Origin of the sequence: uncultured Roseibium sp. (genome assembly GCF_947494555.1) — a bacterium.
Lineage (GTDB): Bacteria > Pseudomonadota > Alphaproteobacteria > Rhizobiales > Stappiaceae > Roseibium.
This window is the reverse complement of the sequence record NZ_CANLVF010000001.1, coordinates 557,968-571,125: the sequence shown is the minus strand read 5'-3', so window position 1 is coordinate 571,125 and position 13,158 is coordinate 557,968. Positions and strand designations below refer to the sequence as shown.

Sequence of the window (13,158 nt, the reverse complement as noted above, 5' to 3'; positions counted from 1 at the left end):
GCTGCGAATTGCGTCTGGCCTATCGACAAAAGGGCGCCGTTTAGCGACTGCCCATCGCGGTAAGACGGACCTTCCGGATTGCCACCCAGAACTCGTCCGACCGGCGGCGAACTTCCTCGGCTTCAACGGCCACCTTTGTCAGGTTGGCAACTGTCACCTGCGGTGTTTCGGCCGCCGCCACGAGCACGTCGAGCGCTGTGGAGGTCTGTTCAAGCAATTCGACATAGGCTGTCAGGCTTTCATGAAATTCAGCGATGCTTCTTGAGGTCGCGCTGAACTTCTTGTTCGCGAGCCCGACCGCCTGCGTGTTGCCGGAAAGTTCTGCGATACGCCGCTCTGCCCTGATGTTCACGAGATCGATTTCACGGGCTCGCAGGAAAATGGTGTAGATCTGGCTGGTGTCGTCACCAAGTGCCTGCAAAAGCTCCTGAATATCGCCCTTGCTTTGCAGGATTGACTGTCGAACTGCGGCATTGGCCCGCGCCTGCCCAAACCTCTGGGCGATGTCTCTGGCATATGTCGCACTCGGCGGTACCAGCGCGGACAGCCCACCGCTTGGCACAACGCCGATAGCAGACACGGAATTGGCGAGCGTCGTGAGTTCGTCAACCCGATTGTTGAAGGCGGCTGTGTTCTTGCCCTCGGCAATATCAACCAGCATACCGTTATAGATCGAAACGACAGACAAGGCATCGCGACGGGCCACGATCGCCGGGTCCTCGTTGATACGGGTCCCATTTCCACTTCGTGCGACACTTGGATCGAAGCACTGCGGATACCCCAGGCGCGACGTGCCACACTTGGCGTTGCCGGAGGACGTCGTTCTGCCCGACACGATTGGCGATATCTCGTCCAGAAGCAGATCGCCGGCATCCCGGGCCTGCGTGAATGCATCGGCATAGGTCGTGAGTGTTTCGACCGGAATGCCAGAACAACCGGCGACAAAGGACAACAGCGGCAAAAAAAGCGCTGCAAGCGCCGCACGCTCACCCAAAAACGCCCCCCGCGCTCCAGCGAATCCAGCCAACTTGTATCCCCCGACGGGCCGGGCCCGCAGGAGCGGAATCACCGACTTTCCAAGCCTAACGGGCCAATGCGCGCATTAGCAACCTAAAGAAGTGCCGTTACGGGCACCTACCCACATCTAGTTCCCCGAAATGACCTTTGGCACGCGGTCTTCGCGCCAAACGAGACGCCATAAGACAGGCGGAATTCGCTCTCTCCTGACACCCTTATGTCAGGAGACTGACAGGAAGTCCTGAAAAGCCTCCGGAACTGGTCCGATCCCCCTTTCCTCGCGCGCGGAACAGGACCATATTGCCCCCATGCAGAAGCGTTCCTCCAAATCCCGATCCGAAGACACAACCGCGCCCGAAGGGTTCGGCGAAACCCCGCAAAAACCGCTGTCCGGTGCGCCGCTCTCCGGCTCCATCAGCGACTGGGCCGCCGAAATCGCCGACGAGGCTGAAAAGCCGGCCCCCAAATCAAAGATCAAGGATCCGGCCGCAGCGAAGGATCTTGATCTTGCCCCCGGCGCACCCGGAACGATCAGCCGCACCGCGCGCACCTCGTCGCGTGAGCGCGAACGCGCAGGCGGCGACGGCGCGGTCGCCAAGGATGTTCAGGAAGGCCGCAAGGCGAAGCTCTCACCAAAAGGAGCGAAGGCGAAAGGCAAGGTCGAAAAGCCGACAAAATCGGCGCGGGGAACCTCCATCGGCAAAGCCGAAAGTGCTCGGGAAAGGGCGGCAGGTGGCCTGAACCCGGTGGCGGGCCTCGACATGTCTCTGGAGGAGGCCGAACAGCTCGAGGAAAAGCTCAAGCAGCACAAGAAGGACAACAAGAAGAAATCGGCGGCGGATGGCCGCTACGGTGATCTCGGCGGCAATCAGGGCGCGACCGCCACGGTAGAAGCCCTGTCAGCGCTGATCGAATCCGGCAATCCGCTGCACAAGAACGGTGAAATGTGGGTGCCCCACCGGCCGGACCGTCCGGCAAAATCGGAGGGCGGGGTCGAGATCGACCTGAAGTCCGAATATGAACCCAAGGGCGACCAGCCGACCGCGATTGCCGAGCTGGTGGAAGGCATGGAAACCGGCGAGCAGACCCAGGTGTTGCTCGGTGTCACCGGCTCGGGCAAAACCTACACGATGGCCCAGGTGATCTCGCGCACCCAGCGCCCTGCGCTGATCCTGGCCCCCAACAAGACCCTCGCAGCTCAGCTTTACGGCGAGTTCAAATCCTTCTTCCCGGACAACGCGGTCGAGTATTTCGTTTCCTACTACGACTACTACCAGCCGGAAGCCTACGTCCCGCGCACGGACACCTATATCGAGAAGGAAAGCTCGATCAACGAGCAGATCGACCGCATGCGCCACTCGGCCACGCGCTCGCTGCTGGAACGCGACGACGTCATCATCGTCGCCTCGGTCTCCTGCATCTACGGTATCGGCTCGGTCGAGACCTATACGGCAATGACCTTCGCCATCGAGGTCGGCGAACGCATCGACCAGCGCCAGTTGATCGCCGATCTGGTCGCCCTACAATACAAGCGCAACGATGCCGCCTTCCAGCGCGGCGCCTTCCGCGTGCGCGGCGATACAATCGAACTGTTCCCGGCCCACTATGAAGACCGGGCGTGGCGCATTTCCCTGTTCGGCGACGAGATCGAGACAATCACCGAGTTCGATCCGCTCACCGGCAAGAAGTCGGGCGAGTTGAAAAGCGTCAAGATCTACGCCAACTCGCACTATGTCACGCCCAAACCGACGCTCAACCAGGCGATCAAGTCGATAAAGGAAGAGCTGAAGCACCGGCTGGAGGAACTGAACACGCATGGCCGCCTGCTGGAAGCACAGCGGCTTGAACAGCGCACAATGTTCGATCTGGAAATGCTGGAGGCGACCGGTTCCTGCGCCGGCATCGAGAACTATTCGCGCTACCTGACGGGCCGCAAGCCCGGCGAACCGCCCCCCACCCTGTTCGAGTATCTGCCGGACAACGCCATCGTCTTTACCGACGAGAGCCATGTCACCATTCCGCAGATCGGCGCCATGTACAGGGGCGACTTCCGCCGCAAGGCGACACTGGCCGAATACGGCTTCCGCCTGCCCTCCTGCATGGACAACCGCCCGCTGCGCTTCGAGGAATGGAACGCCATGCGGCCGCAATCCGTCGCCGTTTCGGCGACCCCCGGCTCCTGGGAGATGGAACAGTCCGGCGGCGTCTTCGCCGAACAGGTCATCCGCCCGACGGGCCTGATCGACCCACCGGTAGAAATCCGCCCGGCCTCAAGCCAGGTGGACGATCTGCTGGGTGAAGTGCGCGAGGTCGCCCAAAAAGGCTATCGAACGCTGGTGACCACGCTGACCAAGCGCATGGCGGAGGACCTGACGGAATATCTCCACGAAAACGGCGTGCGGGTGCGCTACATGCACTCGGACATCGACACGCTGGAACGCATTGAAATCCTTCGTGACCTGCGCCTCGGTGCCTTCGACGTACTGGTCGGCATCAACCTGTTGCGCGAGGGACTCGACATTCCGGAATGTGCGCTGGTCGCGATCCTGGATGCCGACAAGGAAGGTTTCCTGCGCTCGGAAACCTCACTGATCCAGACCATCGGCCGCGCGGCGCGTAACGTCGAAGGCAAGGTCATTCTATACGCGGATAACATGACCGGCTCCATGGAGCGGGCCATTGCCGAAACCAACCGCCGCAGGGAAAAGCAGCTAAGCTACAACGAAGAGCACGGCATCACCCCGGAAAGCGTCAAGCGCAACATCGCCGACATTCTCGACAGCGTTTACGAGCAGGACCACGTCACGGTGGATGCGGGCTTTGCCGAGGAAGGCTCTCTCGTGGGCCACAACCTCGCCGCCCATATCGAGGACCTGGAAAAACAGATGCGCGACGCCGCCGCCGATCTCGACTTCGAGACCGCGGCACGCCTGCGCGACGAGATCAAACGCCTCCAGGAAACCGAACTCGCCGTCGCCGACGACGCCATGGCCCGGCAGTCCGACGTCGACGCCAAGACCGGCGGCTTCAGAGGCGCCAAGAAATTCGGCGCCGGCGGTACCAAGGCAGGTGCCAGCGGCAAGAAAAAGGAAACCGCAAAAGACCGCGCCCGCGCTGCCAAACAGAAATCCGCCCTCCCCGCCCCCAGCGCCAAGGTGCGCAAGAACACGCTTGACGAAATGACGGTCGGCCGAACGGAAGTGCCCCTCGGCAACGACGATCCGGTGCAGCCTGTACGACGCGGCAAGATCGGCGCGGGGTCTTATGAAGATCCGGTGGACGAGAAGAAACGACGCGGACGACCGAAGAAGAGCGGGCGGCCGGGGCAGTGATTAATCGGTACAGAGGCCCCATTTTGGCTGTGTACAATACAAGGGCATCTATTTTTTTCACTCGAAATCAACTTATTCCGACGACAAAGAGTGAATATGATACCAAACAAAACTGACTCGCTTTAGTGTGAACAAGTGTCTTGGGGAGATCTGACATGAAAGATCGCAACGTTAAAAAGCAGGCAGCACCTTCAATCAAGGGTAGCGAAAACCGTGACAGTGGGCTTTATCAGACGGTGCGCCGAGATATTCAATCACTGCAGCATGCAGCTGAAAATACAACGAACGACAAATGGATATCGATTAGAAGATCTATAGCTACGGGAAAGTTCGCAAACGCAAAAAAGTAAGGGCAAAATAACCCAATGCCGGGTCTCTATCGCAAGACAGATTCTAAGCGCCACGCCGTCGCAAGTAAAATTGCCAGTACGGAACCCTATCGTAGCGCTTGGCGTAGAGATTATGCTAGGTTGTTACATTCTGCTTCTTTCAGGCGACTTCAAGGTAAAACTCAGGTATTTCCTGGAGTCGAAAGCGATTTTTTCAGAAATCGACTTACGCACTCTTTAGAAGTTGCACAAATTGCCAAATCAATTGCCATTAAGCTAAATGAAACTCATAAACTCTTTAAAAACAAAAACAAAAAAATTGAACCTGATTTAGTTGAATTTGCCGGCCTAGCACACGATTTAGGACACCCTCCATTTGGTCACAACGGCGAGGAAGCGTTGGATGAATGCATGCGCGACCATGGTGGATTTGAAGGGAATGCACAGACACTTAGAATACTCTCTCGGCTTGAAAAGAAAGAAAATGCTCTGCCAGCAACCAGCGAGTACATAGTATTCGACCAAGATGGCTCTGATCAGCGGCGTGGTCTTGGGCTTACCTACAGATCACTCGCCTCTGTGTTGAAATATGACAACCCTATTCCAGAACGAAGCCGAGACAGAGAGAACAAAGAAGAAGTAGTAAAGGGGTACTACAGAGGCGACTTCGAACTCGTCAAAGAAATAAAGAGAGCCGTACTAGGAAAATATTTCAGAGGGAAGTTTAAAACAATTGAATGCAGCATTATGGATATTGCAGATGATATTGCATATTCGACGTATGACCTCGAAGATGTATTCAAAAGCGGATTCAAGAAACCTTTGGACCTATTTGTACTTCCATCAAATATCTATGAGAACGTTGTCAAAACAATCAACAAAAGACTGAAGAAACAGTATCCAGACCACCCAAACATGAAAGTTAACACAAGCGACGTTCAAGAAATACTGCACTACGTTTTCGTTGAAGAATTATTTGAATTTGGAAAAAACGAGTACAAGTTACTTAAAAAAAGAAAGATGTCCGCAGAAGCAAAGAAAATGTACTATGCTGCACAGTCGCAACAGGCAGCGCAAACTTTGGCTGAAAACGGATACTATCGGACAAGATTTACTTCCAAATTGGTTGAAATGGCCCTCAACGGCATTGAAGTAAAAAAGCATAAGAAATACCCGCAATTGCACCAAGCGCGGCTCGACGTATATACATTTATCATAGTGGAAGTGCTGAAAAACATAACATTTGAAACTATAATTCGCGCTCCCGCACTACAAGTTGTAGAGTATAGAGGGCGAGACATCGTAAAAAAGATATTCGAAGCAATTATAAAGGATGGTGGTGAAAGGTTACTGCCGGATGACTTCAGAGAGACTTATTGCGGTGGCGATGAGCTAAATCGGTACCGAACTGCTTGTGACTTCATAGCCGGCATGACTGATAGATATGCAATTGAATTCTACACAAGACTTTACGGTGCAAATGGAATGACGATGCATAAGCCTTTGTAAAACATACAAATGCAAATGAACGAGGTTTTCAAGAACACCGTAAAAAAACGACCGCGCTGCAAAGTCCCTTTTTACCCATCGACACAGCGTGCTAACTTCTCCCCATGTCCTGGAAACCCGACGGCTATACGTCCGCCAGCCCTTATCTGATCGTGCGCGATGCCGAAGCGACGCTTCGGTTTCTGGAGCATGCGTTCTTGGCCACCCGGCTGCGCATTCACACCCGGGAAGGCGGTGCCGGGATCAAGCATGCCGAGGCGCGTCTCGACGATACCGTCATCATGCTCGGCGAAATGCCGGAAACCGTCGCTGCTCATGTGCATGTCTATGTCGCAGATGCCGACACCGCATTTGCAAAGGCCGTTGAGGCGGGCGGTCAGATCGTCCAGGAGATGAGCCGCTCCAGCGATGGCGACTATCGCGGCGGGATCGCCGACCCGAACGGCATCGTCTGGTGGATCTCGACTCAGGAAGACTGACAACAGCGTTTTCTCGAACGGCCGGCTCAGTCGCTAGAGGGCAACCCCAGGGACCCGAAGCTGGTGACCGACCGGAGACCGCTGAAGACCGAAACGGCAAATGACGCAAGATAGGCAATTGCCACGAAAACAAGCCCGGCCTGTGGGCCGGCGGAACCTGCCACAAGACCTCCAAGAAGCGCGCCCAGTGGCCTTATGCCATAGATGGCCGTCTGGATGACCGCATTCACCCGTCCGAGCATCGCAGGCGGCGTGACGAGCTGACGAACCGAGTTCTGGACGACGAGCCACATCGACGGCCCAAAGCCGAGGAGGAAGAAAGCGGCGTAAAGCCAGAATTCCTGCGTCCCCGGTTGGATCGCAAGCAGACCGCAAGCCGCAAGCACCGAACTCCCCGGCCCGAACAGCAGGATGACTGAAGGCGAGATCCGATTTGAAAAACGGCCCGCCAGCCAACTCCCCAAAATGGCAGCCAATCCAAATGCAGCGAGACAGATGCCAAATGCTCCCGGATCAAGGCGATAAATCTCCTTTATCGCGGGGACCATGATGACCAGCAGCGCCGCGAAGGCGAGATTCCAGAAAACCGCACAAAGCGAGATAGGCAGCAGCAGCCGATGCCGGACAACATACCGAGCACCCTCCACGATCTGCGGGAGAACTCTTGACGCCGGCTTTTGCACAATATCGAACTTCGGCAGAGACACCGATGCCACCACGGCAACAGCTGATGCGGCGCAGGCAACGGCGAATATAAATGAGGCAGGCGCTTTGTCGATGGCGAGGCCAACGGCCAGCGGGACAGCGAAGGAGCTGATGGCACGCGGGATCTCGATACTGGCGTTTGCCCTGGCCAAATGTAGAGGAGAGACTGCTCGAGGCACTATGGAAAGAGCCGTCAGGCCGAACAGGACCACACCAAACCCGGCCAAGGTAATCGCAACGCCAAACCAGTAAACAGTCCCGGACAAAATGCTTGCAACAGCCCCGCCAAAACCTGCCACGGACGTCAAAGCTGATGTAATGGCAAGGGAACGCAACTGTTTTCGGTCGATAAGGACACCGAAGGGCATCGAGCCGATCAGATGAGCCGCTGACTGGCAGGCGACGAGAACACCTATGACTTCAGGCGATGCCCCAAAGGCCAGGACAGCGACGAGCGGAACGGAAACGAGCGCAATCTGATCAGCAAAGTGCATCCCGTAGGCCGCACCTGTCAGGCGGTGAATGGTGGACAAGGGCAAACTCCTTAAGTTTGCCCGGCACAATAGGAACGCGGCTGTTTCTGAACGACCCGAAACGCGAGCGCACGGGCTCCAAACCTTCACTCTTGCGCCGTCCCGGACTTTATCCCGGACCTTTCTCGTTCGCCGCTGGCAGGCCCCGGCTCAAGGCCGGGGCGGCAACGTTTTGGGCGGTCTCATTTCCGCAAACACATTGGTCATCCCTAATTTTGTCCAGGAAGACTGACTGAGTGGCTCAAATGCCTTGCCGCAATCGATGCGCCGTCCCGGACTTGATCCGGGACCTCTCTGGTTCGCTGCCGTTAGGCCCCGGCTCAAGGCCGGGGCGGAAACATTTTTGAAGTGACTGCTTTGCCTGAAGCATTGTTGGTCATCCCCGACTTGATCGGGGATCCAATCCACGCAACAACCGGGTATGGCGTTTTTCGTCTACATCCTCGCCAGCCGCCAGCACGGGACCCTTTACACGGGTGTCACCAATGACCTGGCAAGACGGGTGCATGAACACCGGGAAAAGGCTGGTAGCGCGTTTACCCGACGATATGGCGTGACCCACTTGGTTTACTACGAAACCTTCGACACGCCGGATACAGCCATCGCCCGCGAGAAGCGTCTCAAACGCTGGCCAAGGGCGTGGAAGGTGCAGACAATTGAGAAGTTTAATCGGGAGTGGCGGGAGCTTTATGAAGACCTGAACCGCTGACTTGAATATGCGGGCAGGTGGATTGGATCCCCGATCAAGTCGGGGATGACATTTAGTATAGATTTCAATGCCCTGCCCCAATGAAAACGCCTTCCCGGACCCGATCCGGGACCTCTTTGGTTCGCTGCCGTTAGACCCCGGCTCAAGACCGGAGCGGCAATAGGAGAGGTCTTGAGTGCAAGAAAACAAAGAGATACCAGAGAAAATCCAATGAAAAGAGATACATGCCCGAAAAGGCCTCCCCTTACGAGTGACACAGGTTCACATCTCGTGTGCTTGGGGCGTCGCAAATTTGCCAGGCCTGCCCCAACTGCAGCGCCTACACGTCTTCCCGGTAGTCGGAAATACACGCTGTTAGCGACAGGTACAGCTTCTTGAAGCCTGATGCCGGCGAGTAACCGGCGCGCAGGTGTGCACCCTTCAATTCAAAAGGAACGCTCTTCTCCTCGCCGTCGGTCATTGACGTCACGACCCGTTGGTGGCTCGAAAATTTCCCGGACAGCATGACTGTTGCCATCGCTTTTGCCTGACAGGCGCAAATGGAAACAGGCACGGACTTGTCGGTGATCTTGAGGCGCATGCCCGACACATGCTCATCGCAGGCCGTGTAAGCGGCGAACTGTGCCTCATCAAGATCGTAGTCCTTCATGATCCTGGCGATGTCAGCCTGCCTGTCCTGATAAACGCCAAAGGCGAACCAGAGGATCACTGCAACAAAACCCAAAGCGAAAAAGCCTTTGAGGGGCATGACTATCTCCGAAACTCCAACATGGGATCTTAGACTTGCAAGACCCGGCCTTTTCCGTGGTCTCCGGTGCGATCGTGCATCAGCTGTTCTCGCCGCTCGAGAACCGCCCGGTCCCGGACTGGTTTCGGGGCCTCTTGCAGACAAGACCGGTGACCTAGCGCCAAATGGGCGGTCTAGATCAGGTCAGTGCACATCTGCACGGCAGCCAGCCAACATCTCAAGACTGGCACAGATGGGTATCCCGTGAACTGGGAGAATTGCAGATCTTCCGGATCGTCTCCCGTTGCTGCGCCTCACGCTCTACACGATAGTCGGAAATACAACCCAGAAGTGACCGCTGCAGCTTTGTAAAGGCGACCGAAGGCGAATAGCGGGCAACCACCTGGGTTTCAATCAGTTCTGTGGGCGTATCTTTTTCGCCGTTGGTGATCGACTTCACAATCCGCCTGTGGCTCGAATAGTTCCCGGGCAGCATGACCTTGACCATTTCCTTTGCCTGACAGGCACAGATGGAAATCGGCACAGACCCGTTGAACACTTTGATATTCGGGTTCTGCGGATTGAGCTGTTTGCCGGACATCTGACTGTCGCAGGCCTTGTAGGCGGCAAGTTGAACCTCATCAAGATTATGCTCTTCGATAACCTGTGCGATTTCAGCCTGCCTTTTCTCGAAAACGCCATACGCAATCCAGACGATCACACCCATAAAACCAATTGCAAAGTAATTTTTGAGAGACATAGGTTGCTCCAGAAATTTCAATCTGAGATTGAATTACTTGGAGAAAATAAACTTTGAGTGAAAAGCATTGGTCAAATTGTCAATCTGAGAGGTCGAAAGACTATTCTGCAGCACGATCAGCTGTATCAAGTTCTTCGTCTACATGGCGGCAATTGTGACGTTGACGGTCATTCGTAGGACTGGCCAATCCTTCTAGACAGCGCTTACGCGCTTCGTCAGGATGAGGGCCCTGTGATTGAAACCCCAAAACGGAGACGCCGCAAACAAAGCCTCATCCTGAGGAGCCGTGCAAGCGGCGTCTCGAAGGATGTGTTCCTTGCACCTTTCGGGAGTGGAAAAAGTCTGTACCGAGCCGCCAGGCCGTCCCGGACCTGATCCGGGGAGTTTCTCGTTCGCCGCCGGCAGGCCCCGGCTCAAGGCCGGGGCGGCGACATTTCTGTGGGACTTCGTTGCCGCAATCTTTGTTGGGCATCTTCGACTTGTTCGTAGCTGACTGACTGGCGGCTCCTATGCCTTGCCCGTAAACGATACGCCGTCCCGGACTTGATCCGGGACCTCTCTCGTTCGACGCCGTTAGTCCCCGGCTCGAGGCCGGGGCGGCAACGTTCAGGTGCTGCCTTGTTGCCTCAAACAATTTTGGGCATCCCCGGCTTGATCGGGGATACACTCAAATCCGCAGCAACGGCGAAAGCATTGCACGCCATTTGTGGGAGTTCACGCCTCTCACCAATCATTCAGCGCCGTCCCGGACCCGATCCGGGACCTCTTTGGTTCACCGCTGACAGGCCCCGTCTCAAGGCCGGCGCGGTGTCAGGCTCGGCGCCATCCTCGGAACGGGAGCAAAACCAAACGTCGGAGAAAGCAGCGGCTTGCGGTTTGATGCTGCGGGCTCGGACACGGCATTGCGGATGTCGTTCGCGCGCATTTGACGCAAAACCTTCGCTGCTTTAGGGTCCGGCTCAACACAGGAGTGCTCCGTCAATGATCAAGTAAGTGCCATTCAGCAAATCGCCCTGCCGGGCATTGGGTACTTACATGCGGAGCACATCTTATGCATCCAATCATCTACGACGTTGCCGTGTCGCTGGACGGGTTTATCTCGGGCCCTGGTGGCGACATATCCAAATTTGCGCACGAGGGAGAGGTGGTCGACGACTACTTTGCACGCCTGGGTGACTACACGACGGCCATCATGGGTCGCGCAACATATGAATTCGGATACAGGTTCGGTCTGAAACCGGGCCAAAATCCCTATAAGCACATGCGAACAATCGTCTTTTCCGAGTCACTGCAATGCCCGGAAGACACCGAAATCGAAATTGAACGTGCGCTGACGCCCGAGGGTCTCAAAACGGTGAAGGAGACATCTCAAGGTCCGGTCTATCTTTGCGGCGGCGGGTCGTTCGCCGGAGCCGTGCTTGAACTGGGCCTTATCGATCGCCTCCGTCTCAAACGATCGCCGGTGGTGATCGGCAGTGGCGTCCGGTTGTTCGCAGGCGCGGAAAGCCGGTCCAGCTTCCTCTGCACCGGGACGAAGCGATATGACACGGGTCATGTGCTCGAGGACTACGAGATCAGGCCGGGCTGACGATCCTTCGGTCACTGATCGTCGCGCGAATTAGCTCGTCCAAAGAAGGCGCGGCTGCAGAGAACGCACTGGCGTTCAGAACCAACACGGAAACTATTTCAAACAGGTGATCTGGCCCCGGTCCAGGACCGGGGTCGAGCTGGGTGGATTTGCTCAACCAAGTGCGAATACATCCACTTTGCCGGTGATGCCTCTCAGCTCCTGACCACTGAACCGTACCGGCTCCTCACCCGCGTGTGCAGCCACGGCCTCATCCAACAGGACTGCTTTTCCGAGAACCTTGCCATGGGCTTCGAGCCGCGCAGCGCGGTTGACCGTGTCGCCATAGACCGTGAACGCCTGGCGGTTGGAAGAGCCGATGCTGCCGGAGGCAACTGCACCGGCGGCAAGACCGACGCGGATGGCAAAGCCGGCGCGTTCCGCCTCACCGAGCAGGCTCCGGCTTGCGCTAATTGCCGCTTGTTCGGGGGTAGCACTGTCGATGGGCGTGCCGAACGATGCCATCAGACCATCGCCGGTAAATTGGATGACAACGCCGTCATGACGGGCGATGACATCGGCGCAACCCGCCAGGAACGTGTTGAGCTGATCGATCACCTCGCTTGGGGACCTGCTGGCGGAATAGACGGTGAAGCCGGCTATATCCATCACCAGGATCGCCGCATGTCGCTCCTGCGGAGCAAGCGCCGCGGGATCATCGATCAGGCGTTTGGCGATCGCCTCAGGTACATAACGTCCGAGTGTTGCCGCCACTCTTTCGCGCTCTGCCTGGGCTTTCACCTGGGCGCGGAACACGCGCCGCGCCCTGACGACAGCAAGTGCAAGGATGGCAGTGGCGATAAACAAAAAGCCGGTTTCTTCCACCCGGTTGCCACTGCCGATGAAATCGGGCGACAGGAACACACCGACATAGGCGTCAAACCCGGCTCCCGGAGTAAGGTCTCCCCACGAAAGCGTGCGCTCCATGCCGGCAACAACGATCAGAAAGGCCACCCACCAGCCCAAGACCACCGCGGTCCCGGTCCAAAGGACCAGACGCGGCGACAGAGACAGTGTTGCCATCGCAACCAGCGGGAAGAGGTAATAGATGCCATAGGCACGGAAGGCGAAGATCTGGGGAACGTCGCCGCTTCGGCTGATCGGGAAGAATGCAAACGTCATGCAGATCCCGATCGCATCGACCAGATAGATCGCATATTTCATCCACCACCTGTCGAACCGCGTGCCGATAACGCTCGCGTGGACGATCCCGATTGCGGTAAACGCGCCGAGCCCGACAAAGATCCAGGGGTTCGGGTAAAAGCCGGTAAAGGCCCAAGTCCCGCCAACCCAAAGAAAAGCCGCCCCGACGGCCACCGTCCGGCAGATGATTGCCAGGCGAAGCCCCTGATGCTCGGCCTGACCGAGCCGGTCCGCGTCTGCTGCTATTCTTCCGTCGGGCAAATTGGTGTCGGTCAGGCTCAAGCGCAA

The 13,158-nt window shown here is 56.8% G+C and carries 11 protein-coding genes; 6 read left to right on the top strand and 5 right to left on the bottom strand.

Annotation, left to right across the window (positions count from 1 at the left end):
- Positions 1 to 40 precede the first annotated feature (40 nt).
- On the bottom strand, positions 41 to 1,027 hold the full coding sequence (locus Q0915_RS02520) for a hypothetical protein (RefSeq protein WP_299472926.1): 987 nt from the start codon (positions 1,025 to 1,027) through the stop codon (positions 41 to 43).
- Between the two features lie 298 nt (positions 1,028 to 1,325).
- Between Q0915_RS02520 and uvrB the strand changes: the two genes are divergently transcribed.
- The 4 genes from uvrB (at position 1,326) to Q0915_RS02500 (ending at position 6,666) form a co-directional block, all read left to right on the top strand.
- Positions 1,326 to 4,349, top strand: coding sequence for an excinuclease ABC subunit UvrB (gene uvrB, locus Q0915_RS02515; protein WP_299472924.1), 3,024 nt, complete (start codon positions 1,326 to 1,328; stop codon positions 4,347 to 4,349).
- 155 nt (positions 4,350 to 4,504) lie between these two features.
- Complete coding sequence (locus Q0915_RS02510) at positions 4,505 to 4,699, top strand: hypothetical protein (protein ID WP_299472923.1); 195 nt, start codon at positions 4,505 to 4,507, stop codon at positions 4,697 to 4,699.
- A 15-nt stretch (positions 4,700 to 4,714) separates the two neighbouring features.
- Positions 4,715 to 6,187, top strand: a complete 1,473-nt coding sequence (gene dgt, locus Q0915_RS02505; protein ID WP_299472922.1) for a dGTP triphosphohydrolase — start codon at positions 4,715 to 4,717, stop codon at positions 6,185 to 6,187.
- A gap of 104 nt (positions 6,188 to 6,291) precedes the next feature.
- Positions 6,292 to 6,666: a VOC family protein gene (locus Q0915_RS02500; protein ID WP_299472921.1), complete on the top strand. Its 375-nt coding sequence runs from the start codon at positions 6,292 to 6,294 to the stop codon at positions 6,664 to 6,666.
- A 26-nt stretch (positions 6,667 to 6,692) separates the two neighbouring features.
- Here Q0915_RS02500 and Q0915_RS02495 read toward each other — a convergent pair whose 3' ends face one another.
- Positions 6,693 to 7,904 carry an MFS transporter gene (locus Q0915_RS02495; protein WP_299472919.1) on the bottom strand — a complete coding sequence of 404 codons (1,212 nt, stop codon included), beginning with the start codon at positions 7,902 to 7,904 and terminating at the stop codon, positions 6,693 to 6,695.
- Between the two features lie 421 nt (positions 7,905 to 8,325).
- On the opposite strand from Q0915_RS02495, the gene Q0915_RS02490 reads away from it, so the two are divergent.
- Positions 8,326 to 8,613, top strand: coding sequence for a GIY-YIG nuclease family protein (locus Q0915_RS02490; protein WP_299472917.1), 288 nt, complete (start codon positions 8,326 to 8,328; stop codon positions 8,611 to 8,613).
- A gap of 319 nt (positions 8,614 to 8,932) precedes the next feature.
- Here Q0915_RS02490 and Q0915_RS02485 read toward each other — a convergent pair whose 3' ends face one another.
- Complete coding sequence (locus Q0915_RS02485; protein WP_299472915.1) at positions 8,933 to 9,361, bottom strand: hypothetical protein; 429 nt, start codon at positions 9,359 to 9,361, stop codon at positions 8,933 to 8,935.
- Positions 9,362 to 9,578: 217 nt separating this feature from the next.
- On the bottom strand, positions 9,579 to 10,100 hold the full coding sequence (locus tag Q0915_RS02480) for a hypothetical protein (RefSeq protein WP_299472913.1): 522 nt from the start codon (positions 10,098 to 10,100) through the stop codon (positions 9,579 to 9,581).
- A gap of 1,051 nt (positions 10,101 to 11,151) precedes the next feature.
- Between Q0915_RS02480 and Q0915_RS02475 the strand changes: the two genes are divergently transcribed.
- A complete protein-coding gene (locus tag Q0915_RS02475; RefSeq protein ID WP_299472911.1) occupies positions 11,152 to 11,688 on the top strand; it encodes a dihydrofolate reductase family protein in 537 nt (178 codons plus the stop codon).
- Positions 11,689 to 11,841: 153 nt separating this feature from the next.
- Here Q0915_RS02475 and Q0915_RS02470 read toward each other — a convergent pair whose 3' ends face one another.
- Positions 11,842 to 13,152: an adenylate/guanylate cyclase domain-containing protein gene (locus tag Q0915_RS02470; protein WP_299472909.1), complete on the bottom strand. Its 1,311-nt coding sequence runs from the start codon at positions 13,150 to 13,152 to the stop codon at positions 11,842 to 11,844.
- Positions 13,153 to 13,158 lie beyond the last annotated feature (6 nt).

Coding starts and splice junctions, on each gene's coding strand:
- Q0915_RS02485 (WP_299472915.1), bottom strand. CDS start 9,361: ATGCCCCTCAAAGGCTTTTTCGCTTTGGGTTTTGTTGCAGTGATCCTC.
- dgt (WP_299472922.1), top strand. CDS start 4,715: ATGCCGGGTCTCTATCGCAAGACAGATTCTAAGCGCCACGCCGTCGCA.
- Q0915_RS02480 (WP_299472913.1), bottom strand. CDS start 10,100: ATGTCTCTCAAAAATTACTTTGCAATTGGTTTTATGGGTGTGATCGTC.
- Q0915_RS02500 (WP_299472921.1), top strand. CDS start 6,292: ATGTCCTGGAAACCCGACGGCTATACGTCCGCCAGCCCTTATCTGATC.
- Q0915_RS02475 (WP_299472911.1), top strand. CDS start 11,152: ATGCATCCAATCATCTACGACGTTGCCGTGTCGCTGGACGGGTTTATC.
- Q0915_RS02510 (WP_299472923.1), top strand. CDS start 4,505: ATGAAAGATCGCAACGTTAAAAAGCAGGCAGCACCTTCAATCAAGGGT.
- uvrB (WP_299472924.1), top strand. CDS start 1,326: ATGCAGAAGCGTTCCTCCAAATCCCGATCCGAAGACACAACCGCGCCC.
- Q0915_RS02490 (WP_299472917.1), top strand. CDS start 8,326: ATGGCGTTTTTCGTCTACATCCTCGCCAGCCGCCAGCACGGGACCCTT.